Annotated in this window: 15 protein-coding genes; 4 read left to right on the top strand and 11 right to left on the bottom strand. The window is 51.9% G+C overall.

Annotation, left to right across the window (positions count from 1 at the left end; all coding sequences use genetic code 11):
- Nucleotides 1-455: 455 nt before the first annotated feature.
- The 4 genes from H6F86_RS22750 to pilM form a co-directional block, all read right to left on the bottom strand.
- Nucleotides 456-2,915 carry a type IV pilus secretin family protein gene (locus H6F86_RS22750; RefSeq protein ID WP_190451524.1) on the bottom strand — a complete coding sequence of 820 codons (2,460 nt, stop codon included), beginning with the start codon at nt 2,913-2,915 and terminating at the stop codon, nt 456-458.
- Nucleotides 2,916-3,076: 161 nt separating this feature from the next.
- Complete coding sequence (locus H6F86_RS22755) at nt 3,077-3,949, bottom strand: hypothetical protein (RefSeq protein ID WP_190451526.1); 873 nt, start codon at nt 3,947-3,949, stop codon at nt 3,077-3,079.
- Complete coding sequence (locus H6F86_RS22760) at nt 3,946-4,770, bottom strand: PilN domain-containing protein (RefSeq protein ID WP_190451528.1); 825 nt, start codon at nt 4,768-4,770, stop codon at nt 3,946-3,948. The genes H6F86_RS22755 and H6F86_RS22760 overlap by 4 nt, the downstream gene beginning before the upstream one ends.
- Nucleotide 4,771: 1 nt before the next feature.
- Nucleotides 4,772-5,887: a type IV pilus assembly protein PilM gene (pilM, locus tag H6F86_RS22765; protein WP_190451530.1), complete on the bottom strand. Its 1,116-nt coding sequence runs from the start codon at nt 5,885-5,887 to the stop codon at nt 4,772-4,774.
- A 670-nt stretch (nt 5,888-6,557) separates the two neighbouring features.
- Between pilM and H6F86_RS22770 the strand changes: the two genes are divergently transcribed.
- A complete protein-coding gene (locus tag H6F86_RS22770; protein ID WP_190451532.1) occupies nt 6,558-7,886 on the top strand; it encodes a DNA double-strand break repair nuclease NurA in 1,329 nt (442 codons plus the stop codon).
- A 91-nt stretch (nt 7,887-7,977) separates the two neighbouring features.
- Here the strand turns inward: H6F86_RS22770 and H6F86_RS22775 are convergent, their stop codons facing one another.
- A complete protein-coding gene (locus H6F86_RS22775) occupies nt 7,978-8,922 on the bottom strand; it encodes an alpha/beta fold hydrolase (RefSeq protein WP_190451533.1) in 945 nt (314 codons plus the stop codon).
- A gap of 148 nt (nt 8,923-9,070) precedes the next feature.
- The gene (gene yiaA / locus H6F86_RS22780; RefSeq protein ID WP_190451535.1) at nt 9,071-9,478 is read right to left on the bottom strand and encodes an inner membrane protein YiaA; all 408 of its coding nucleotides are present in this window, start codon (nt 9,476-9,478) and stop codon (nt 9,071-9,073) included.
- A 442-nt stretch (nt 9,479-9,920) separates the two neighbouring features.
- Here yiaA and H6F86_RS22785 point away from each other — a divergent pair, with 442 nt between their 5' ends.
- The 3 genes from H6F86_RS22785 to H6F86_RS22795 all read left to right on the top strand — a co-directional run bounded on the left by H6F86_RS22785 (nt 9,921) and on the right by H6F86_RS22795 (nt 13,485).
- Entirely contained in the window at nt 9,921-10,337 is a 417-nt protein-coding gene (locus tag H6F86_RS22785) for a surface-adhesin E family protein (protein ID WP_190451537.1), read from the top strand.
- A gap of 341 nt (nt 10,338-10,678) precedes the next feature.
- Complete coding sequence (locus tag H6F86_RS22790; protein ID WP_190451539.1) at nt 10,679-11,956, top strand: serpin family protein; 1,278 nt, start codon at nt 10,679-10,681, stop codon at nt 11,954-11,956.
- Nucleotides 11,957-12,081: 125 nt separating this feature from the next.
- Nucleotides 12,082-13,485 carry a folylpolyglutamate synthase/dihydrofolate synthase family protein gene (locus H6F86_RS22795; protein WP_190451541.1) on the top strand — a complete coding sequence of 468 codons (1,404 nt, stop codon included), beginning with the start codon at nt 12,082-12,084 and terminating at the stop codon, nt 13,483-13,485.
- Between the two features lie 113 nt (nt 13,486-13,598).
- On the opposite strand, the gene H6F86_RS22800 is transcribed toward H6F86_RS22795, so the two are convergent.
- The 5 genes from H6F86_RS22800 to H6F86_RS22820 form a co-directional block, all read right to left on the bottom strand.
- Complete coding sequence (locus tag H6F86_RS22800) at nt 13,599-14,708, bottom strand: alpha/beta hydrolase (protein WP_190451542.1); 1,110 nt, start codon at nt 14,706-14,708, stop codon at nt 13,599-13,601.
- Between the two features lie 100 nt (nt 14,709-14,808).
- Nucleotides 14,809-20,658, bottom strand: a complete 5,850-nt coding sequence (locus H6F86_RS22805; RefSeq protein WP_190451544.1) for a non-ribosomal peptide synthetase — start codon at nt 20,656-20,658, stop codon at nt 14,809-14,811.
- Nucleotides 20,655-24,017, bottom strand: a complete 3,363-nt coding sequence (locus tag H6F86_RS22810; RefSeq protein WP_190451545.1) for a non-ribosomal peptide synthetase — start codon at nt 24,015-24,017, stop codon at nt 20,655-20,657. Before H6F86_RS22810 ends, H6F86_RS22805 begins: the two co-directional genes overlap by 4 nt.
- A 220-nt stretch (nt 24,018-24,237) precedes the next feature.
- Nucleotides 24,238-25,215, bottom strand: coding sequence for an isoaspartyl peptidase/L-asparaginase (locus H6F86_RS22815; protein ID WP_190451547.1), 978 nt, complete (start codon nt 25,213-25,215; stop codon nt 24,238-24,240).
- A gap of 120 nt (nt 25,216-25,335) precedes the next feature.
- Nucleotides 25,336-25,488 (bottom strand): DUF2256 domain-containing protein, encoded by a 153-nt coding sequence (locus H6F86_RS22820; protein WP_190451549.1) that lies wholly within the window; start codon nt 25,486-25,488, stop codon nt 25,336-25,338.
- Nucleotides 25,489-25,492: the final 4 nt, after the last annotated feature.

The raw sequence follows: 25,492 nt of genomic DNA on the forward strand, positions 1-25,492 counted from the left end.
CTAGCGAATGTTTTTCCCCTTTGGCACAGCACCGTGAGGTAGCCACCAGAACGCCTGGAGCGAACTAAGCTAAAGCCGTAGTGAATTAAAGAAGGCAATGTCAGCGCGAAGGTAATGATACAAATTAAGCCTGCACAAAGATAGCCGTTGTCTTTTGAACAAGTGACCTTACTAGCCCCTATAGCAAAAGGATGAGGGACGAGGGCTGTAGCTTGCTTCCGCTCTGCGGTGGGATGAAACGAAGCCCTGGCTCAAAAGAGTTTTTAAGGTTTATGTCTGTCCTACGTTCTCTTCGACTGCTATACATCTGTTGTGGGAATCACGTTACATCGCTTGCTCCCTTTACAAGAAGGCGATGACTGATCCACTTGAAGCGACATCAAACGAACGGAGTGCAAGAGAAACTCCTGCACTCCGTCTTAACAAAGCGGTGCTAGCGGAAGGCTAGTAGCGCTTTACTGCCTATTACCATTATTGCCATCCAACACTTGACGCACGGTTGGACCGGGTGAATAGCCGTAGCCAAAGGTCGCTTGCTGGCTATCATCCAGAACACGCGGCGTAACGATGACAATAACCTCCCGGCGCTGGTTTGTCCGGTTTGTCCGACGGAAAAGGGCACCGAGGATAGGAATGTCGCCTAAAATTGGCACTTTGGTAACATCGGCTCGGTCTTCATCCTGAATAATGCCCGTTAACAGTAAGGTTTGCCCATCGCGTAGACGCACCTGCCCAGATTCTAAGCGACGCTCGTTCAACAGGTTGATGGCGTTGACGCTGCCCTGGAGGTTGACGTTTCTAACGTCACCAATCCGCGAGACCGACGGTGCAATGGAGAGAGAAACAAAGCCATTGTCATCAATCCGATCAACCTTGATGGGCAAGATTAAGCCTGCACGACCTTTTTCAACGGTAATTGTGGTTTGAGTCGAGTTTTCAGAGGCGGTCGTTTGTTGGGTAATATTTGTAATTACCTCCTGGGTTACGTTGACCGTTGCTGTTTGCCCTTCTTGTACCAGGAGTGTGGGGTCAGTCAGGATTTTGGCATTGCCGCTGGAGATTGATGCCTGTAGCTGGAGAAGGAAGTTGCGTGCGAAGTTAAAGGGACCGCCAAGACCAGCACCGACTGCTGAGCCGAGCGTATTTAAACCGCTGCCAAGTCCCGTATCGGCAGGCGCAGTCCGACCAAAGTTAACGACAGCGGTGCCAGCATCCAGTACTGCACGCGTGTTATCAATAATACCGAAGGACGAATTGGCAGAGAACTGGTCGCTGCTGAGTAGATCAACATCCACAACGCGAACGTTGACTGTGACCTGACGACGACGGATATCGAGTTGAGCGAGTTGGGCGATCGCTATACCAACTTTTTTCGGTTCACCGACTAGCGTGACCTGGTTCGTCCGCTCATCGCCAGAAATTTGCAAGCCGCGCAGCAGTGGTGTGGAATCTTGATACTCCACCCGTTGGTTCTCAATACGAGACTCGGTGGCAGTCTGCGTCTGTGTGATTGCCGAACCACCAGCACCGCCTGCCAGGGTGCCAACGGGTGTTGCTACCGCGTTGGTCACCAGACGATCGCGGCTAACCGCACTTTCAGCACCCAACGTTACCAGAAAATTGATTGCAGTTGTAATAGATGCCTGGTTGAGGCGCACACTCCGTACAACAAGATTACGCGCCGTATTTGGCAGCTTCGGTCCAACAAAAACCGTCCGTCCAACGCGATTTGCCTCTAAGCCCGTAATTTGCAACACGTAGTTAAACACGTTTTGCACTGGCTCATTTTCAACATCTAGCGTTATTCTCGGTCCTTCGCTAGCGGCGGTTGCACCTGCCTGTCCGGCTGCTGCGGGTGCTGGCTGTCCTGGCTGCCCCTGAGTTAACAAATCACCCACGAAGGCAAGGTTCAGCCCTGCTGCCCGTGCCAATAACCCCAGCACTTCTCGCGCGGGAGCATCTCGCAAGACAAGACGGGGGACTCGTTCCGCGGACCCTAAATCGATCGTTGTCCCAGACGCATCAACCTGAGCAGTCGCAATATCCCCTGCTGGCGGCGGTACTGCACGTGGGGCAACGCCTACCACACCAGGAGGTACCAATGCCCCAGACGCATCCCGAACTTGAATCTCTGGATTGGGCAACAGCGGAGCCGTTCGGTTGGTAGGAACGGCTGTGGGGCTTGCCGGAACGGGCGCGGGGGCAACAGGTGCTGGAGTGACAGGCGCGGGGGTGACAGGTGCTGGAGTAATAGGCGCGGGGGCAACAGGTGTTGGAGTAACAGGTGCCTGACTAATCACAGTTCGCGAGCTTACAGGCACACGATTAGTGGGCGCTGGAGCCAATGCTACTGGTTTTTCTGGTAAGGGGACAGCGATCGGGGCTGTTGTAGGCGCTAGACCAGCCGCAGACGCTGGTGGCTGCGCGATTACTGAGTACGAGCGAGCAGACGCTGCTGCTGCCCCTGCCCCTGCCGCGATCGGTGTAGGCGCTGCCGCTTGCTGCGTACCAAACGGACTTACACTTAATAAGACACCACCCTTGTCGGGTCGCACTACCTGTCCTACCGGCGCACCTGACTTGCCAACAACAGTAACGCGGACACTGGTGGCACTTAAAGGCGCAACGGTTACAGACGCAATGCCTGGAGCTGGGTTATCCTGACGAAAATTCTTGCCGCTTGTTAGACGGAGCTGACTACTTGGCAAATCTGCCGTCCAGCTATTGCCACGATTCACTGCAAAAACCTGAGGACGACTACCGGACTGAGTTTGCAGCGTCACATTAACACCCGATGCCGTTCGATTAAGCTGCACACCTGTTACTTGTACCGGTGCGGCTAGTGCGGGTTGAATGGCTATCAGTGCGGCTGCCCCACCCAGCGCAATGCTATTAAATCCTAGAGACTGTTTCACGGTTCCTTCCTCACTCAAATCGTTAGATTGCTTGCACAGATGCTGGGCTTGGGCTGTTGATACTAAAAATGAACTGTCACGAAATCAACTTGGTAACGTGCTGCCTTATTACACTTTTTTCATCAGACTATAACTTTTGTCAGGCTATGACGTTCATCACGCTACGGCGAAGGGGCAGGCGCAGGCGCAGCTTTTGGTTTTTCTGCCGCTGTTAAGGGCGACAGGGCTTCTAGTGTGAAGGTTGTGGTCAACTTCGGTTCAGGCTGACAGTTTGGCAAAAATTGTACTGTGTTACCCCGAACCTCAAACAGTCGATTCACAGTGGTAGGGGCTTGCGTCCCGTCACCCACGACAATCTTCACGTCTTTGAAGACAAGAAACGGCTGTAACCGCTCAATATTGCGGAAAATGGCTTGCGTTTGGTTAACATTGCCTTCAAAGACGACATTAGCAACCTGGCGCTTGAGCTTGTTGTTTACAAGTGAACCATAAGCACCATCAGTAATGACCCCTGACGCTTTTGCATTAGGTGTAAATTCTCTCAATGAAGCTTTCCGTGCCACTTCTACACCACTCTTCCGCAATTCATCAACGTTGTTACGCACCCATGCCGGACAAGCTGCTAACCGATCGCGCTCTAACCTGGCTACACCAGCGTTGCGCGTTTCAATTTGACGGTTTAAGTCAAGTAGCAGTGTGTTGAGGGTGGCTTCATTAGAGAACAGCGTTAAAACATCAGCACCCTGTTTTTTAGCAGCTTCGAGGTTAGCTCTTGCTTCAGCATCTTGCTTGGCGATCGCGGCTGCCTGCTGTACTTGCGCTTCTTGATCCTGCACCTTCTGTTTCAAGGTGTTGTATTGTGCCAGTGCGGGCTGCACAAAATTCAAGAACAGATAAGCTGCCAGTGCAAGACCACCGACTGCCAGCAACGTGCCGATGATAACGGGTGTTAGCGCGATGCCAAAAATAACTGGATAACTGGGTTCAGTATCAAGATTTGGATCGTTGGGGATAAAATCACCGCCAGCGGTCATGGTTTAATCACTCCCTTACGTTGCAAATTCTCAATACGGGTCACTAAACCAACTGCACCCTTACGGTCAAGCTCGCGCAATAAATCAGAGGCGGGTACGTCGCTTAAGGCTGTTTCAATCTGAAATGCCACTTGTCTGGGCAACAGCGGCAGTTGTTCGGCTCGCAATTGCTGCTGTTGAGAGTTTTGCAGCCTGACTGGTTCAACTCTGGTAGCCTCTCTCTGCAACTCCGCTTTCACAAGTTTTGTATTCTCGGCTTTCAAAAAGTTTGATTTTTGCAGCACCAGCAAAAAGTCGTTGACATCATTGAATGAATTAGCAATCCCCGCTATCTGAAGCACTGACCCAGGAGGACCGACAACTGCGGGGGCAGCGCCTGGGCTTGGTGCTGCCTGGGGCGTTGCTGAAGCCGTGGGTACTGATTGGGTAATACTTAAAAGCTGTACACCAGGAGGAATACGATCGCGCATCTCCTGCGTCATAGCAGACCAAGGCTTGACCAGATTAAACACACCTGCCAGCGCAGCCGTTTCAGCTTTGATTTCTTGCGTTTGGGCGTTAATGGCAGCGATCTGCTTTTGTTTAGCCTCTAAGTCGCCAATCTGGCTGGCTAACTCAGACTGCCGTTGCTCAAGGGTTGCGTTTTGCGCCTGCAAGAAGAGCAGAGAGCCACCGACTGCTGCTAGCAGAGCGACCGCTACCGCCGCACCAACAAAGATCGGTCGCTTACTATCGGTTGAGACTGCCTTTGTTTTCTGACGTGCGCCTTCCGGTTTATACTCCGGTCGATCGTTGAGAAAGTTAATGTCTAGACTGTACATTCTACTTAGCCTCCCGTAAACCTAAGCCCAGTACTACTCCTAGCCCTGGACGTTGGGCTAGAGGTACATCTTGAGCGACTTCTAAACCCAGCGCGGCAATCGGATCAATTTGACTACTTGGCAAACTTAATCGTTGCGTGAAAAATTCGTCGAGCTGACCGATCGAGCCACCAGGTCCAGCTAGCAGCAATTGGGCTACTTCCAGGTTATCGCCCTGATTCAAGTAGAAGTCGATCGATCGCCGCAACTCATCTGCCAGTTCACCAATAATCCGCAGCATAGCGGCTGCACCTGGATTACCGCCTCCCATCTTGCCAGGATTACCCATCCCATCCGCCGGGTTCACGGGAATAGTCATGCTCTGGAGTAACTCAGTACTTCTCGACGGAGGCAGGTTCATAGCCCGCGACAAAGCGCTTTGAATTTGGTAAGTGCCGATCGGTACGGTACGAGAAAACTGAGGTACGCCATCCACCGCGATCGAGATTTCGGTGCTCTCAAACTCAATATCTACAATCGCTACTGCTTCTTGGGGTGAAAACTGCCGTAGCTGCTCACGAATGGTGCGAATTAGTGAAAAGCTGCTGATTTCCAGCACATCAATCTGCAAGCCAGCCTGCTGAAAGGTGCGAACATAAGAATCTGTAATTTCTTTGCGAGTCGCTACCAGCAAAACCTGAAATTTTTCAATGCCGTCTTCGTCAACAAACAGCCCTAGTTTTTGATAGTCAACGTCTGCTTCTTCACGTGGAAAGGGTAAATAAAGCCCTGCTTCTTGATTAAGAACCATTTCTCGCAGTTCCTGATCATTCAGCTCTGCTGGAATTGGAATAATGCGGGTAACAGTATCGCGCCCCCCTGGCACTGCTGTAGCAACCCGTTTAATTTTGAGTTTATTTTCTGCAAGCGTTGACTGAATAAGTTCAGCCATGCCCGCAGCATCAACAATTTGACCTTCTTGAAACAGTCCCTCTGGCATAGGAACCGTTGCCAAAGCCTCTAGTTTAAACGTCTGACCTTGCTTGCGTAGCTGAGCCACGCTAATCCGATCGGGAGACAGCTCAATACCAATGCCCTTAGGCTTTCCAGGAAGCAGATTTCTCAGAGAGTTAACCACAATGCTGTCTACTCACTTAAACAGTTAAAGGCGAGTTTATAAAAACGAATCAAGCAGAATCTAGTGTTAGGTATGATACCCAATCTAGTTCAGATCGACCACTTTAGAAATAAAGAGATAAACCTTAAAAAGATTCACCAATTTAGCAGCTTTTCAACAAAGAAAAACGATCCGAAGTCTGCGCTGGGTAAGGAGGCTTGAAAGCAAAAACCTTTTTGTCTTAAGCAACCATCATTAAAGCCATCAATCGCAGTCTTGACCCTACGTTTGAAAGCAATCATACATTGCCCTTACTACAATAATGAAGGGTGCGATCGGCAGAAAAAAGACTTTCCCTCTCTAGCGCTCTTACTCACCAGCGATGTTACACATATTTTGGAGAGTTGATCAAAAAATTTTGGAAAATAGGTAAAGAAAGAAGCGGAGCGAGGCGCAAGGAGTGAGCAACCAGCAGCTAGAAGGGAGCAGGGAAGGCAGAGGAGGTAATGCAGAACACTCTTCGACCTGTTGCCGACTCCTCTCACTCCGCCACAAAGCGAAAATAAGCGACACCTCACTTACAACTCAAAACTTCTCCAAACGCCCGTTCGGTTGAGCGCCCTTCGGCTTGAGCGCAGGTCGAAAGCTCACGTCAAAGCCCATTCTCTACGCCCCCCTACGCCTTCCTCCTATGCTTGACCTCACAAAGCTTGCCCAACAAATGCAGGGCATCAGTCAGCAGCTAACGCTTGAAGCAACGGCAACTAAACAGCGGCTAGAACGAGCGCAAACGCTGTTAGGACTGGCACATCGCCACCAGGATGTATTAGTTGAGCAGCAACAGACCTGGCGCGATCGCCTTAGCTTTACTGCTGCCGCACCAGTCGAGTCGCTCAACCTGCGCGGCAGTATTCCTGTTCCACCGGCGGCTCACACTGTTTTGGCAACTGATGGGTCTCAAATCGCCCCCAGCCACCACGAAATTGCCTATTGCTACCTCATCAACGTTGGGCGGATTGTGCTGCATTACGGTCAAAACCGTCTTCCCCTGCTCGATAGCTTGCCCGAAGTGTTTTACCGTCCTGAAGATCTTTACGTCTCACGCCAGTGGGGCATCCGCACCGAAGAATGGATGGGTTATCGGCGCACAGTGTCGGAGGCGATCGTGCTGGCGGAGTTAGGAGAAGAGATTAGAAGCCAGGAGGCAGAAGGCAGAAGGCAGGAGGCAGAAGCAGCAGGGGAGGCAAGAGAGGATACGGAAACGTGGAAATGTGGAGACACGGAGGCAAAAACATTTCAAAACTCAAAACTCAAAACCTCTCAACTCCCGACTCCCGACTCCCTCGCAATGGTCGATGGCTCTCTCATTTACTGGTTTCTCGACTCGTTGCCAGGGGAGGCACGCGATCGCATCTTGCCGTCTATTCTGGATGCCTGGGAGAAACTTCGCACTCTGGGGATTCCACTCGTTGGCTACATCAGCGCCTCGCGGAGTGGGGAAGCGCTCAACTTTCTGCGGTTGCAAGCCTGCCCCTACGATACGCCTGATTGCCCCACGCACTGTAGTGGGTTGGGCGATCGTGAAGGCTTTCCACTGGCTCATGCGCCCTGTCAGGTATTAGAGCCACTGAAGGATGCAGCCCTGTGGGCAATGGAGCTAAAACCTGGACAGCGCAGCCCTCTCTGGCGGAGTTCTGCCCGCATTCTAGAGCTTTACGGAAACCATCACATCTACTTCTGCTATGTCCATGTCGGTACAGAGATCGCCCGCATTGAGTTCCCTGCCTGGGTTGCAGAAGATGCTAATTTGCTAGATACAGCGCTTAGTCTAACGTTGGCACAGGTGCAGAAAGGGTATGGCTATCCAGTGGCATTGGCAGAGGCACACAATCAGGCAGTTGTAAGGGGGGGCGATCGCAGCCGTTTCTTTGCCCTTCTAGAACAACAAATGATTCGCGCTGGCTTGAAAAACGTTGGCACCTCCTACAAGGAAGCCAGAAAACGCGGCAGCATTGCGTAGGAGGATGAGGAGCAGAGGAGGCAGGGGAAGTTCTAGGTAGGCTTCACACCTTCTTGCCAGGGCGTTATCAGCTATCCTCTCTGCTCTCGCTCTACTCTTCTACCTTTGCTATTCTCTCCTCACCCCTCTCAAGTTTCCACGAAACCAGCCAGTCTAAAATCGCTTCGTTCACCTGCTCTGGACATTCATCGTGGGGGCAATGTCCCGCATTCTCAAGTTCAATCAGTTTGAGGTTGGGATTGTACTCACCGTACTGACTTGGACGGGCAAACTGTTTGGGAATCATGCGGTCTTGCTGTCCCCAGAGCAACAGCATTGGCACTGTCAGCGTCGGTAAGACGGTTCTAATGTGAGGACTATAGCGCGCATCGGTAACGGCTCTAAAAATGGCGGCAAAGGCTTGAGCCGAACCCCGGTCTTGGGGCGGTCCTGCAAGGATGTCGATCAGTTCGTCAGTGATGGCGGTTGGCTGAGCGTAGGCGATCGATGCCCAAGTACGCACAAACTTTGGTCGTCGCACTAGGGGGAACAACGCTCTAAGCAAAAGTGGCGAAAGGATCAAGCGTTTGACACTGGCAACCAAAGGACGCAATGGTTTCGGCAGTGCTTCTTCTTCCATCGACAGATCGGGCAGGCTGATCATCACCACGCCTGCAACCATATCGGGATGAGCAGCAGCAGCAGCCATACAGATCAGCGAGCCGATCGAGTTTCCCACCAGCACTACAGGAGTTTGGATAAAAGTTTGCCAAAAGTCGTAAACCTGCTCGACCCACAGATCGGTTTTATAGGATGCACAGGCTTTCTCAGAGGCGCCAAAACCCAACATATCCAGTGCATAAACGGTGTGATGCTCTGCCAATGCATCCAGGTTGTTGCGCCAATGCCCGATCGACGCGCCAAACCCATGCAGCAAAATGAGCGGCGTTGTACTCCCCGGTTTCGCGGCTCGAAGGTAGGTGTAGCGAGTCTGCCAGCCGCGCCAAACCCAATCGCGCTGATTGCCTACCCGATGTCGCCAATGCAGAGATGTCATGCGTCAGTTCACAACCGTTTACAAAGCCTCTCTTCATTCTAGTGGCTGAGCACGATCGACAATAAGGGCAAGGATTTAACTATACTCAACACGATCGACGATGAGAGGTGATCGCGCTTTTTTCGCTGCTTACGGTAGTCCTGTTTGGCTAGCGGCTCTTTAGCCTATCCAAAGTTGTGCTTAGGTCTCGGGTATTCTTCTGAACGGCAATTGCTGCAAACAAGCTGAGCAGAAAAGCCATGCCATAAAAGCCCTTTTCGCTCAATGCCCAACTGGCATTCCATAAACTAACAGAGAGTAAACCGACACAGAGAATGATGGAGCACCAACAAATCCCGTAGTAAAAACTGGTAACTGGAATGCCTTCACTGCGATCGCGAACACTCTTTTGTAGCGAGACTGCAGAAAAGAGGGCGTACATTAAAAGCGTAAAGTACAACCCCCTTTCATCCAAAAGCATTGAAGAATTCCAAAGCCCCATGAGGAAGGCAACCATCCCCACTGCTAGAGCGAAATATGATGCCGCGACGAATGCGGGTGTAGGTTTTGTGTTCATGCAGAATGCTCCTATTGTATGAGTAAGTGAGAGTCAGAGAGTGAGTGAGAGTCAGACTAGTACAAAAAATATTCAACTATCTACGCTGCCATGTGGAGCGCTTTTGTAAAAGACAGAGAAAAAGCTTGATTGGGAGGGCTTTCTCTGGCAGAACTCCTAAAAGTGGCAATTATTCTCTAGTCCTGGACAAAACTATCTGATGTCAATATACCCATCCAAACTAGGGCTTTGATCAAATAAAAGCAAAACATCGCGATCGCCGATATTATCGGTTAGGTTAATGCAGGGAAACCTAGCCTCTTCATCTAATTCTTGCCTGTGCTAGGTGGCTTAGCTGCTTCTGCTTCGGTTGGTCGATGCCTGCCGCTAGTGATCCAGCCATTAAACTGTTGCACTTCTGGTACGGTGCAAATTGGTGATTAAGTGAGTTAGTTGTTCTGGTATGTCGTTCGTTACTAAAAAGCTGAAAAGTATGAGAATTTCGAGAGTTTATTGTTCGCTTTTCCTAACAGCAACCGTTGTTGTTCTCGCCACTGCTGCTCAAGCTGAGGACTGGTTCTTTGTCGCAGAGAGTGATGCAGGCAACAAGTTTTTTCTTGATCGAAGCTCTATCAAACGCAAAGGGAATGTTTCCGAGATCAAAACGTTTGAAATCGGGCAAAAGCCGGAAGAAGATGGCACTGTTGCTACTATTGTGACGCGGGAATATACCTGTAAAGAAAAGAAGTCTAGAGTGAAACAGCTCATTGCTCTTTTTGATGATCAGTCGATGAGAGTCTTTAAAGAAACTACAGCTTGGGAAGCAGTCAAAGTTGATACTATAGATGCTTCTATCTTGCAAAAAGCTTGTGGCTCCTAGCTGTACAGATTCTCGACACCCAATTTGTAAAAAACAAGTAGGAGGGCTAAATTAAGCACTACTGAGAGCTCGGGTTTCGACTGCGCTCAACCCACCGACACGCAGAACTGAGGGCGTTTCGACTTCGCTCAATGCATCTTACAAATAATTATGAGCCACTTAATTCATAGTTAGCTTTGACAAGCTACTTGGAGATGCTTATACAAAGAAACCAGGCGCATTTTGCTGTCAACTTTTTTTGTTGCAGTTACCGAATCTGCAACGATCGCGCCCTTCCATCCCGAACGTGGCATTGTTGAGGGGTAAAGAGCAGCATGCAGCGTTTGGTCAGGAGTGGGAAGATGGGTCATCGTAAGTTACGGCGGACAGGGGTAGTGACGATCGGCAGTTTCCTACTGCTGGGCTTGATGGGGTGTTTGCACGGGACGAATGTAAATTCGGCAACTGCTCCGCAGCCGACCCAACCACCGCAGCAGGTAGCGATGCAAAAGCCCTCAGCCGTTGATCCGAAGCTCGTCACTGCAAATACCAAGTTTGGGTTCAAGCTGTTTTCAGAGGTGCTGAAGCAGGACGACAAGAAAAATGTGTTTGTGTCGCCGTCGAGCGTGGCGATCGCCCTTGCCATGACCTACAACGGTGCCAGCGGAGCGACCCAACAGCAAATGGCAAAAACCCTGGAGCTTCAGGGCATGAGCTTGAGCCAGCTTAACCGAGCCAACGCTGACCTAAAGAAAATGCTAGAAAGCCCTGATAGTGGCGTGCAGCTTACGATAGCCAACTCACTCTGGGCACGGCAGGGCACCCCCTTCAAGCCAGCTTTTATCCAACGCAATCGAGACTTTTACGGCGCACAGATTACAGAGCTAGACTTTGCAGCCCCCGAGTCTACAGCAACGATTAACAACTGGGTGAAAGAATACACTCGTGGCAAGATCAGTCAAATTGTGGACGGTCTGAAGCCCGATGACGTCATGTTTTTGGTTAACGCCATCTACTTCAAAGGCAACTGGACAAAAGCGTTTGACCCGAGTGAAACTGCTAACAAGCCTTTTTACCTGTCGAACGGTCGCCCGAAAAGTCACCCCACGATGGCGCAGACTGGCAGCTACAAGTATTACGAAACGAACCAGTTTCAGGCAGTGAGCCTCCCCTACGGCAACGAGCGCGTCAGTATGTATCTCTTTCTGCCTAAGAAAACATCCAACCTGTCTCGCTTCACCAAAACCCTGACGGCTGAGAACTGGCAGCAATGGATGGGGCGCTTTCGTACACAACCAGGCTCGGTACAAGTGCCCCGCTTCAAGCTGGAATATGATGTGGCATTGAAAAAAGCGCTGTCTACGTTGGGAATGTCGATCGCCTTTGATGCCAACAAAGCCACCTTTGATGAGCTAAGTAGCGCGTCCACCAAAATCGACCAGGTAAAGCACAAAACCTTTGTCGAGGTAAACGAAGAAGGCACCGAAGCGGCAGCAGCGACGTCGATTGGCATCGTCACAACCTCCATGCCCACAAGTCAGCCGTTTCAAATGAACGTCGATCGCCCTTTCTTCTGTGCCATCCGCGATAACAAAACTGGGACGGTGTTGTTTATGGGCGCGATCGTCGATCCAAAATGATCGCTCTGAAAGTTAGCTGTTCAGATCCCCGATTTCTTGAAGAAGCCGGGGATCTTGCGTTCACGTATGACTTCGGTGCCTAAGATAGTTGAAGAAACCGCAGAGACACAGAGAGCGCAGAGATTTTGGATATCGACTCAACACTGCAACAATTTGCCCGTTTTGGTGTGAGGTTAGGGCTTGAATCGATTCAAGCGCTTTTAGCAGCGCTTGGCAATCCTCAGAAGCAAGTGCCGATCGTCCATGTAGCAGGGAGCAACGGCAAAGGCTCCGTTTGCGCCTACCTCTCGGCTGTGTTAACGGAAGCAGGCTATCGTGTGGGGCGCTACACCTCCCCCCATCTGATTAGATGGCAAGAACGCATTTGTCTCAACGAACAACCGATCGCTACCAGCGATCTAGAACACGTCCTTCAGCAGGTGATTGCAGCCGCTCAGTCGTTGGAGCCATCTCCCACTCAGTTTGAGGTCTTTACTGCCGCTGCATGGCTTTACTTTGCGCAACAGAACGTCGATATTGCGGTGATGGAGGTTGGGCTGGGCGGACGACTGGATGCAACGAATGTGTGCGATCGACCCCTCGTCAGCGTCATCACCTCCCTTAGCCGCGAACACTGGCAACGGCTGGGTCCCACGCTGGCAGACATTGCTTGGGAAAAAGCAGGCATCCTTAAGCAGGGTGGAGTTGCAGTGATTGGGCAACTGCCGCCAGAAGCTGCTGCTGTCGTTCATCGTCGCACTGCCGAGCTAGAGTGTCTGACGGTTTATCCCCAGCCTGCAAAGGATTTAGGCGATGGCTGGGCAGAGTATCAGGGCATCGAAGAGTACGACATACAGCCAGAGTCGCCGGATAGTGAGGCAGAGGGCGTGATTATCCTCAAGACGCTCAAGTATCGCTCACCCCTCCTGGGTGATATCCAGCGCCATAACGCAGCCCTCGCGATCGCTACGCTGCAAATGCTTCGACAGCAAGGATGGCAGTTTTCAGACGAAACGATCGTCAACGGCATTGCCAAAACGAAGTGGGCGGGACGGTTGCAATGGTTCACTTGGCAGGGGCACAGCATTCTCATCGACGGTGCTCACAATCCCGCCAGTGCTGAAGTTTTGCGCCAATTTGTGGATAGCCCCGCGATCGCCATGAATCGCAGCGCATCAATTCATTGGGTGATGGGAATGCTCTCCACCAAAGATCATGCCGAGGTCTTTGAGGCGCTCTTGCGGGGGGGCGATCGACTTTACCTGGTGCCCGTTCCTGACCACAGCACTGCCGACCCCAAAGAACTGGCTACTTTAGCGCACGAAATCTGCCCCGATTTGGCAGCGTGCCAAACCTACACTGATGTACTGTCTGCTTTAGAAGCTGCAACTTACAACAGTTCGCTCGACCGAGCGAGGACAACACAGCCCCAAACAGACACGCCTCTCACCGTTTTGTGCGGGTCACTTTACCTGATTGGGCACTTCTTTCACATAATTGAGCGGCAGGGGATGGAGCAGGACAGTGATGCTTCGATCGGGAAGCCGTAGTTTCTTGTGAAGGGGTGAAAGAGTGGAAGAGTGAAGTTGTAAAAGAGGGAGACTTCTTAGTTGGAGAGTAATTGAAGACAGGTGTAAAGCCCTTGTAATTCCCCCTGATAGACTCAACTCTTTAAACTCAAGCAGGTCTTACTAAAGGTTTGGACTACTTCGGCAAATTGTTGATGGCGTTCCATTAGTACCATGTGTCCCCCCGGAGCTAGGACCGTTAGTTCTGCTTGCGGTATGTCTGTACTGATGCGTTTGCTAGCAAAGGGTCGGGTTGCAATGTCAGACTTACCAACGACCACCAGCGTAGGAACGGAGATTTTTGGTAATGTTGCTGTTTCGTCAAACTTGAACATTGCCAATACACCTCGCGCAAGTATTCCCGGTGATGCCTTAATGCCAATCAAACTAGAGAAATTAAGCTGCCCCCGTGTTTCTCTGCCCGTGAAGCCAGAAATTTCTGTTGTTAACAGCGTCGTGCCATTGAAATAACTGAGCCAACTGATGAGCCAGAGTAAGGGAGCAAATGCGATCGTCAGGTAAAGCAATGGTTCTAGCAACGGCTTCTGCAATGTCAGCAACAGCTTGCTGAGAATGGTAGTTTTTAGTGGATTGATATAAGTGCCATCGACCAGAATCAAGCCAGCCACCCGTTGCCCCAGATGGTGTGGAAACAAGCGGCAGAAGGTCAGTAGGATCATTGCGCCGATGCTATGCCCCAACAAAATGACGGGTTGATCGCCTGCCAGCGTTAAGACTGCTTCTAGGTCACACGCAAATTTTTCTAGTGAGAAATCTCGATTTTTTGGCTTTTTGGACTTACCTAAACCGGGTAGATCCCAAACAATGATGCGAAAGTGCTCAGTGAGTTGCTGCTTAGGGTAATACCAGACAGTGCTATCAGGTCCCCAGCCATGCGTCAGGATCAGGGTAGGAGCACGATCGGGTCCATAGATTTCGACGTGAATTTCGCTGCCATCGGGTCGGGGTAAACGTTCAGTGCGGTTGCTACGGATTACTCTCGGTTCATCGCTGCCGGGACGACGCAGCAGCAAAATGGGCAGAAAGCCCAAAAATGACCACAGCAGCAGCCCCACCCCTAGATATAACCAGCGATCGCTCACCAGGTCGCCTTCATACCATTCGTAAAGAACGTAAGCGCCACCGCCAAGAATAGCAACGGTCAATAAATTGGTCAGCCATTGCAACAGAAAACCGAAGGGCATGAACATGGCAAGTCAAACGTCCGTACAAAGGATTAAGGTGCATTGAGTTTAAGGGGATGCTTGAACCTGGAGAACCCTCTGAAGTTAGAAAAAGTAGCGTTTAAACCAGATAAGGTCGAAGTTGCTGCGCTAGGGTTTGTACATGCGGTTGTTTCAGCAAAGAGAGATGGTTTCCCGGCACTGGATGCAGTTGCACATCCGTCGTTAAAGTGCTCCAACCTAACGTTGAGTCCTGCCCCATGACATCGGCTTGCTCAGTGGCTTTAAAGAGCGTGATGCGATCAGGGTAAGGCTGCGGCACATAGCGGTACGCTGCTTGAGCGTTGGCATAGACAATACGCAGCAGGGGTGCGATCGCCGATTCATCCAAAAGCTGTAAGCGGGATTCTTCAGGCAACCGACGGATCAGCGCAGACCACTGCCAGCGAGATACCCAGGTCAAGGAGCGCAATCGATTTGCCGCGATCGCACCATAGTCCAGCAAAAACGGTAGCGTAGACCAGAGAGCCGTTCCCAGAAGAAACTTGAGGCTTTGACCCAACGACGGTTGGTGACTAGTCGGTGCAGGCGTATCAAGCATGGCCAGGAGGCCCACTTGCTGCCCTGCCTGAGTAAGCTGTTGCGCCATCTCGAAGGCAACCAACCCACCAAACGACCATCCACCTAAAAAATAGGGACCGTGTGGCTGAAGAGTTTGCATGGCTTGAATGTAGTAAGCGGCGATCGCTTCAATCTTGGTTAAGGGCGCATGTTTGCCGTCCAATCCCAGCGGTTGAAGTCCATAAAAACTGCGATCGCTGCCTAGCTGCTGCGCTAGTTCCAGGTAGGGAAACACGACTCCAAACATGGGATGCACACAGAAGAACGGTTGCTTGCTTCCACCCAGAGTTAAGGGCACTAGCGGCGATCGAGCGGCGATCGCTTGCTCAGAGGCAACCTGATCGTTGGATGGTGGAGTTGCCTGGACGGACAGATCTTGAGGAGCGAAGTCTTGAGCAGCCTGGTCTTGAAGAGCCTGGTCTTGAAGAGCCTGCGCCGGAACGCTGGATTGCTGCGATCGTGGACGACGATAAGCCGCACGATCCAAACGGACAAGCGGGGGCACGTTAGGGGCGGAAGGGACTGCGCGCAACGTTTCCAGAATCGGAGCCAGTTGAGCGATCGTGGGTGTTTCAAACACGCTCTGCAACGGTAGCTCTAGCCCAAAAGCATCGCGTACACGGGAAGTCATTTGCGTAGCCAGAAGGGAATGCCCACCGAGTTCAAAAAAGTTGTCGTGAACCGTCACTTGCTTGAGCCGTAAGAGTTCTTGCCAGATGTCAATTAAGGTTGATTCTGTTTGGGTTGAGGGTGCAATGGTAGTGCTGGCGGAAAGTGCCGTGCTGGCGGAGGGGAGGGCATCACTCAGCGTTGGGAGGGCACGACGGTTTACTTTGCCATTGACAGTAAGCGGCAGCGTTTCCAATGGCACAAAGGCAGACGGCACCATGTAATCTGGCAAGGTTTGTTTGAGATGGTGACGGAGTTCAGGGATGAGCTGACGGGCAAAGTTCGACTGAAGCGGCTCGTTTGTGTAGGGCTGACTAGATTGGCTGGGCGGTTGAGAGCAGGGCACAGCAAGCGTTGCATCAACATCCTGCCGAGTCAGCAGCACATCATAAGCACCTGTATGGGATTGCGTTGACCAGGTGATTTCTACGATGTAGGGCAGCACTGTTTCTAAAGCCCACCAATCTTCAGGATTGATCGCTAAGGCAACAGCATCCTGCAATGTTTCTCGCATCCGCCCAACTGTTTTGGGCGTGTCGTTGTTGCGTAACCAGTTTGCCGCTTGAACAGCAGCCTGCACACGGCTGTTTGCAACATTCGCGATCGTGACTAGCTCTGGTTCAGTCTCACGTAGTTGTGTTTGCATCGCTTCCACTGTAATAGGCTGACGTTGCCAATCATGTTGTTGGATGGAGCGCGATTGCTCGTGAGCCGACGATCCCTGCAATGCTTGAGCGGTTGGGGATCGTAGCGGTTCTAGGTGCAGCAAAACGTTATAGCGAAACTGCGTCATTTCATTTTGGCTGCGACCACGCGAGAGACGAATTTGCACCTGTTGAATTTGGGGGAAGCGATCGCGCAAGGCATGAAAAAACGCTGGATCGATCGCTAGTTCTGGTTCTTCAAACCGCGATCGTTCCACTTGTTGCTGTAATTGGGTGCGCTCCATACCTCCATCTGCCTGACAAAATTGCACCCAGGTATGAAACGCCGTCAATAACGGCAGGCTTCGCACATCGCCCAGAAACAAAACACCTCCGGGTGCCACTGCTTGCATGGCTTTCTCCAACACCTGCATTAGATAATCCTGGCTTGGAAAATATTGCACGATCGAATTCAAAAGCACCACATCAAACGAGGCTACATCAATACCCTCAAAATCAGTTGCCATGCGGTGCAGTAGTTCGACTTGAGGAAGATTGAGGGGGTTCAATTGAGTTTGAATTGACTCCAACGCATCCTTTGAAAAGTCCGTTCCCACATATTTTCGGCAATGCGGTGCAAGTTGAAAGAGTAACAAGCCAGTACCACAACCGATTTCCAAGATTCGCTTGGGTTTAAGGGCAAGCATTTGCTGGACGCGATCGCTCACCCACTCTTGCATTTGCTCAAGGGGAATGGGCTCTCCGGTGTAGCTGCTGTTCCAACCGGTGATGTTGAATGGGGGGGTAGAGTTTCGGCGTGAGCGCTCAACTGGATGTTGTGGGGTAATGGCTGTAGGCTGTGGAGCCTGGTAGGTTTGGTTGTAAAGGGTTTGCCAGTATTGAATATGTTGAGTTTGCAGCGATTGCAGAATGGTTTGCTGAAAATGTTGGCGATCGAGGCTGAAGTAAGTGATGAGGCGCATCTCGTTTGATGGTTCGCCGGAAGGGATGACGATTGCTTCCTGAATCGCGGGATGGCGTTGCAGTGTTGCTTCAATTTCGCCTAATTCAACCCGAAACCCTCGGATTTTAATTTGGTAATCGACCCGACCGAGAAACTCAATGGTGCCGTCAGTGCGAAAGAAAGCACGATCGCCCGTTTTATAAAGCAAGGGAGTTGGGGTTGCGTCGCCCTTCCCCGGAAATGGATTAGAAACAAACCGTTCTGCTGTCAGCTCTGGACGATTGAGATAGCCACGAGCGAGTCCGGCACCGCCAATGTATAGCTCACCTGGAATGCCTGCGGGCACAGGATTTAGGTTGGCATCCAGAATATACACCTGGGTATTGAGAATGGGGCGACCGATCGTCAATGGGTTGTCGCCTGGATGAAGTTCAGCAACGGTTGCCCAGATGGTGACTTCTGTCGGTCCATACGCGTTGAAGAAGTGCCGCCCCACTGCCCAGCGATCGACCACCTGACTGGAGCAGGCTTCTCCACCTGTAATCAATACCTGGAGGGCAGGTAGTACCGTAGGCGGCAGCACAGCTAGCACTGCTGGAGTCAGTAGGGCATGGGTAATCGCGTTGTCGTTTAGAAATTGTACCAATGCCATGCCCGGCAGCTGGGCAGACTTGGGTGGAAGATATAAGGTGCCACCCGAACCAAATGCCAGGGCAAGCTCAAAAATGGAGGCATCAAAACTCAGCGAACTAAATTGCAGAATGCGACTGCTGCGGGAAAGATGAAAGACTTGCTGCTGTGCTTCAACGACATTGCACAACCCATGATGAGAGAGGAGAACGCCTTTTGGTGTGCCCGTTGAACCAGACGTATAAATCACATAGGCAAGCTGATCAGGCGTAACGGTGAAACCCTCACTCTCAATCTGCTCTCCCCGAGGCAAAGGCGCAGGGGGCAAGGGTTGATCCAGACAAAGGATCGTTGCTTGCGATCGCGGTAGCTGTTCGACCAACCAGGACTGCGTCAGCAAAAGCGGCACCTGCGTATCGGTCAACATAAAGTGAAGTCGATCGCTTGGGTAGTTGGGGTCGAGCGGCACATAGGCTCCGCCAGCTTTAAGAATGCCGAGAATGCCAATCACCATGTCGGCAGAGCGATCGACACACAAGCCCACCAGATCACCGGGTTGAGTGCCCATCTCGTGCAAGGTGTGCGCCAACTGATCCGCTTGCTGGTTGAGTTCTTGGTAGGTGAGCGATCCCTCTTCTGACACAAGGGCGGTCGCCTCTGGCTCTAATGCCACCTGCGCCTCAAAAAGGTGATGGAAGCAGCGTGCTCCTCCTAAATCTTCCTTAGAAACGGGGACTTCAGACTGATTCCTCCCTTTTTCAAGAAGGGCTAGGGGGGAGCGGTTCCATCCAACAAGCTGCTGCTGTTCTACGGGTGTGAGCAGCGGCAAGTCTGCTAGAGACGCATCAGGGTTGGCAACAATGCCTTCCAGCAACGTTTGAAAATGACCAATGAGGCGACCAATTCTGTCGCGATCGAACAAGTCAGTGCTGTAGGAGATAAAGCCGCTCAAACCTTCCTGCGATTGCCATAAGCTTCGCAGCCCGTGAGCAGGTTCCCATAGGTGAACTTCCAGATCAAACCGAGTGCTGCCTGACTCTAACGGCGCAGGTGTCAGCGTTAAACCTGGCAATTCTAAGGGCTGCATGGGCGCATTTTGGAGCGCAAAGGCAACCTGGAATAAGGGATTGCGGCTGAGATCGCGATCGGGATCTAACGCTTCGACCAGCTTCTCAAACGGCAAGTCCTGATATTTGTAAGCTTCCAGGGCAACATTGCGCACCCGCTCCAATAAAGTACGGAAGGTGGGCTGACCAGACAAATTTGATCGCAGCACCAAACTGTTTACAAAAAAGCCAATCAGCCCTTCCAACTCACTTCGATGGCGGTTAGCAATGGGACAGCCGATCGCAATATCAGTCTGCTCGGTATAGCGATACAGCAGCGTTTGAAAAGCTGCCAGCAAGGTCATAAAGAGCGATGCGCCCGACTGCTGGCTGAGTGTCTCTAAGGCTTGTGTCAGCGTAGCGGAAATTTGCAGGGGATAGGTTGCGCCCCGGTAGGTCTGAACGGCAGGACGAGGACGATCGCTGGGCAATTGTAGTACTGGCAACGCCTGTAATTGCTTTCGCCAGTAAGCCAGTTGTTTCTCTAAAACCTCTCCCTGCAACCAACGGTGCTGCCAGTCAGCAAAATCTGTGTACTGGATGGGTAAGGGTGGCAAGCTGGGCGATCGCCCTTCTACAAAGGCGGTGTAGCAATACGCCAATTCTTTGATCAACACGCCCAACGACCAGCCATCGGCAACGATATGATGCATCGTCAGCAGCAGCACTGACTCACTAGAGTCAAATTGCAGCAACGTCACTCGCAACAGCGGATCGGTGGTGAGATTAAATGGGTGTTGGGCTTCAGCTGTAGCTAGCTGTTGGCTAATGCGTTCGCGATCGCTCACCGCCACTGCCTGCAAATTTACAACCGCCAACTCAACCGTGATATCGGGTTCAACGACTTGAACCGGCTGTCCCTCATGGGTTGTAAAAGTAGTGCGAAGGGCAGCATGACGACGCACCACTGCCTGAAACGATCGCTCCAGCGCCGTTTGATCCAGCGTCCCCGTTAAGCGGATGGCAGCAGGCACATTGTAGAAAGGGTTGCCTGGAGTGAGTTGATAGAGAAACCACAAGCGCTGTTGAGCAAAGGAAAGGGGACTTTGCGTACGAGTCGGGAGTCGAGCAGCAGGAGTTGAGGTTGGAGAAAATAGTATGTCCTTGCCCTCTGCCCTCTGCCCTCTGCCCTCTGCCTTCTCCTGAGACAGGTACGAAACAAGTTCGGCTTTACGATCGGCTAATTCCTGACGCAATGCAGTGGTTAGCGTTCCCTCGGGAGCAGTACAGCGCAAACGTATCGCCTCTAAGGATGAATCGCGATCGCCCTCCACAAAAACCTCTACATCCAGGCTGTTTAGCTGGGAAACAAATTCAGCGATCGTTTTCTGCGTCATAGTTCTACTTCCTCACGTCGTTGTGCCGTTGCTGCTTGCTGGCGAGGTGCCCTGCTGGAGACTGTTTGCGCTGCCTCCAGCGCTTCAATCTTCTCTGCCAGTGCTGCGATTGTGGACGCTTCAAACACACTGCGTAGCGGCAATTCCACTTGCAAGCGATCGCGCAGACGCGAGACAAGCTGAGTCGCCAGCAGGGAATGCCCACCCAACTCAAAGAAATTGTCGTGGATGCCCACTGTCCGTCCCAGGAGTTGCGTCCAGACTTCGACCAGGGATGCCTCTAGGGAGGTGGTGGGTGCAATGATTGGGCTGGCTTCCATCGCAACAGCCACGTGAGGCGGTGGCAATGCCTTCTGGTTCACCTTGCCATTGGCAGTGAGTGGCAATGCGTCTAGCACTACAACGGCTGCAGGCAGCATATAAAGCGGTAGCTTTGTTTTGAGAAACGATCGCAGCTCCCGCTCTGTCGGTACAACTGCCCCGTCGGGTACAACATAGGCAACCAACTGTCGTTCGCGCAGCGTCTCTGTTGGCGCGTTGTCCATCTCTCGCAGCACCACTACAGCCGTTCGCACGGTTGGATGTTGAGCGATCGCCGTTTCAATCTCGCCCAGTTCCACCCGAAAACCGCGCAGTTTGATTTGATGGTCTGTGCGTCCTAAAAACTCAAGCGCGCCATCAGAACGATACAGGGCGCGATCGCCCGTCTTGTAGAGCGTTGAGCGTTGGGAGCCAGGAGTTGAGTGCTTTGCCTCATGCCCCATGCCCCACTCTTTAAAGGGATTGTCAATAAACCGTTCTGCTGCCAGCTCTGGACGCTTCAAATAGCCCCGTGACAGCCCATCGCCACCTAAATAAAGTTCACCGCCCACACCTGCTGGGACTGGATTTTGCCTAGCATCTAATAAATACACCTGGGTCTGAGCAATTGGTTGACCAATGGGAATGGTCGTGGCGTTCTCTGAAACGTTTTGCACCTCGTACCAGGTGGAAAAGGTCGTGTTTTCAGTGGGTCCATAGACATGGATGAGATGCTGGGGTTTGCCCTGTTGCACCACCGATCGCACGCAATCCACATTCACCATTTCACCGCCAAACAGCAGGTATTTGAGCGCTCGAAAGGCAGTAGGAATCTGGCTCACCGTTTGATTAAATAACGCGGTCGTCAGAAACAGAATGCTGATGCGCTGCTGTTGCAAGGCAGCGACAAACGCCGTGGGGGTCAGTGTCGTTTCCCGCTCTATACCAATCAGTTGGGCACCGTTTAATAAAGCACCCCAAACTTCAAAGGTGGCGGCATCAAAGGCGAGGTTTGCCACTTGTGCCACACGATCGCCTGGTTCGATCTGCACATAATTGGTGTTACACACCAACCGATTCACTGCCCGATGCGGCACCATCACACCTTTGGGCGTTCCGGTGGAGCCAGAAGTATAGATGACGTAGGCAAGTTGATCGGCAGTGCAGGGAGCCGACAGGTTTTCATCCGACTCCTTAGCGATGGTGCCCCAGGCTTGCTCCAAACAAACGATCGTTGTGTGGTCAGTTCGCAGTACCTCTGCCCAGTCTGCCTGAGTCAGCACCACGGTAATGCCCGCATCCTCCAGCATGAAGTGCAGCCGCTCTGGGGGATAGGTGGGATCAAGCGGCACGTAAGCACCACCGACTTTGAGAATTGCCAACATTGCCGCGATCGCTTCCACCCCTTGTTCCAGACAGATGCCAACGGGCACAGCACCAACTCCTAACCGTTGCAAATACCGCGCCAGTTGATTACTACCTTGATTTAATGCCTGATAGGTAAACGATTGATCGTTGAATTGGATGGCAATCGCGGTGGGTCGTTCCTTAACCTGGGCTTCAAACAGTTGGTGGATACAAACATGAGCGGGATAACTGGATTGCTTGCCCTGCCGCTGCTGTAACAACGATCGTTGTTCTGCAACCGTTAGCAATGGCAATGCCGAGAGAGGAGTCTCTGGCTTTGCGACGATCCCCTCCAATAACGTTTGAAAGTGCTGCCGCAGTGCTGCGATCGTGGTCGAATCAAACAAAGCCGTGTTGTAAACGATGACACCGCGCAACCCATCCGCTTGCTGCCAACCCTTACCCCAGAGATTTCTGAAGTTGTCTGCACTTTTCCAAACATAAAGTTCCAGGTCAAAGCGTGAAGTCTTCGTCTCCAACTCCACAGGGCTAAGGATTAAGCCCGGCAACGTCAGTTGCTCCATAGGTGTATTTTGCAGCGCAAAGACCACCTGAAAGAGCGGATTTTGACCGAGGCTACGAACGGGTTGCAGTTCTTCTACCAGCTTTTCAAACGGTAAGTCCTGATGAGCATACGCTGCCAAAGTGACATCCCGCACCCGGTCTAACAACTCACGAAAGGTGGGATCGCCTGCCAGATTGGTTCGCAGCACCAGACTATTGACCAAGAACCCAATCAACCCTTCCAACTCGCTGCGATGACGATTAGCAATGGGAGAGCCGATCGCCAGATCAGTCTGCCCAGTATAGCGATGTAGCAACGTCTGAAAGGCTGCCAGCAGAGTCATAAACAGCGTTACGCCTGCCTGCTGGCTTAGTGCCTCTAACTCATCCAACAACGGCTGTGGTAATTCCAATAGTTGGCTGGCACCCTGATGCCCCTGCACTACCGAAGGCAAGAGCGGACGAGCTGCCGCACCAGGTAAACTAAGCACTGGGACATCTGCTAACTGCTGCTTCCAGTAGCGTAATTGGGCGTTTAGCACCTCTCCTTGCAACCACTCCCGCTGCCAGTGGGCAAAATCAGCATATTGAATGGGTAAGTCTGGCAACGCGATCGGTTTGTTTTCCACCAACGCCGCGTAAAGTGCGCCCAACTCGCGAATCAACACACCGCTTGACCACTCATCAAAAACAATGTGATGCAGTGCCAGCAGCAACAGATGTTCCGTATCTTGCAATTGCCACAACTGGACGCGAAACAGTGGTCCCTGGTTTAAATGAAACGGCTGTTGAATTGTCTGCCAGATTTGAGCCAGCGCACTATCTTCGCGGGTGCTAGCGGGCAAGGCTCGTAAATCTGTGAAGTTGAGTGGCACTGGCAACTCAGGCGCGATCGCCTGCATCAGTTGTCCATCCACGACATCAAAGGTGGTGCGGAGGCTTTCATGACGCTGCACGATCGCCTGCAAACTCTGATGGAGGAGCGATCGCTGGAGCGAACCTGTAAGCCGGAAAACCAGCGGAATAACGTAGAGAGCGTCTCCAGGAAGCAGTTGTTCGATAAACCATAAGCGCTGTTGAGCAAACGAGGCCGGAAAGATAAAGACATCCTCTTCAACCAGCTCTCGATCGGGTTTATCTGAAAACATTCACACCTGCATCTCCTTAACCTCACTCTGTTGTACGGGAAAAGGTGATGCAAAGATTATGCATAAAGATAGATTTTGAATCTGACAGTATCTGTGACTCTATTAGGCTCCAAAGATTTGGGCTTACGCTCGATTGAGCCTGTCGTTACATTAATTCTCGACAGGACACAAAGATGTTTCTTGGGTGGAGAGGACAAACTCCACCCCTTGCGACAAAGAGCTACAGGTGATTAGCACTACATTCTGAAAGACCGCCCACCAGCGTGCCATCGTTCCAGTCCAGTGTGTCACCGACTCTTTCACCATTGTGGTAAGCAGCAAGAAGGACTTCGCTCGTTTTGCCCCACGCGATCGCACCAGTCGCATCTAGACCGATCGCGCCTAAATCGCGCTGATGCTTGTGTGCTTCTCGAAACGAACGCTCGAAAGCGCCCACCAACGGTTGTCCATCGTCTACCCGCACGACAATACGGGCTGCCAAACATTCGTCGATAATATCTTCGCCAATACCAGTACAACTGACTGCCGCGTGAGCCGTCGCATAGTTGCCTGCAGGCATGGCAGAGTCGCTAACGCGCCCAATGCGTTCAAAGCCTTTGCCACCCGTTGACGTGCCGACTGCAATGCGTCCTTGATTGTCTAGAACAACAACGCCGATCGTGCCACGCCTAGACGTATCTTCAACCAGTTCGCGCTCGGCTACAACGCCTGCCATCTCTCGCGAAAAATTGCCTTGGCGTTCCTGTATCCATTCTTGAAGCCGAATTTCCGTCAGGGGATCGTAGGCGGGTAGTTCGAGTTCGCGCAACAGCTCAGCGGCTCCCACATCTGACAGAACGCGATCGTGGGAGGTTTGCAGCGCCTTTGCCAGGTGAATGGGATTCTGCACCCGTGAAACATTAATGACACCGCTAAAGCGTTGGCTGGCTCCATCCATTAGGGCAGCGCTCATGCGAATTTGTCCATCTGACTGCAAAACAGAGCCAGTGCCAGCATTAAAGCGGGGATCATCTTCTAACATCTGGCAGCCATGAATGACCGCTGCTGAAGCCGCTGCGCCTGACAGCAGCAACTCGTAGACTTCATCAATCACTCGATACAGCGATTTACGTACCGACTCAGCGCCGCCCTTACCTTTTAAGGAACTTCCGGCTCCACCGTGAATAATCAGCTTGGGCTGCACCCGTTCTGCTGCCATGATTGAAACCTCTGTGCTGTAAACGTTTTACTACCATTAAGTAACAGTAGCGGAAAGAAAACTGCTAACAGCTAACAACTAACCGCTTCCTTCTATGCCTACAGAGCTTTACAACCACAGCTACTGGCTCTGTGAACGGCGGCGACGGCAGCGCTCTGAGCAGTATTTCACTTCATCCCAGCAATCTTCCCACTTTTTGCGCCAGGTGAAGGGACGATCGCACACGGGGCAGATTTTTGTTGGTAAGTCAGCTTTTGAGCGGGCGCGTCCCATGATG

The sequence above is a fragment of the Phormidium sp. FACHB-592 genome, from assembly GCF_014695795.1.
Classification (GTDB): Bacteria; Cyanobacteriota; Cyanobacteriia; order Leptolyngbyales; family Leptolyngbyaceae; genus Stenomitos.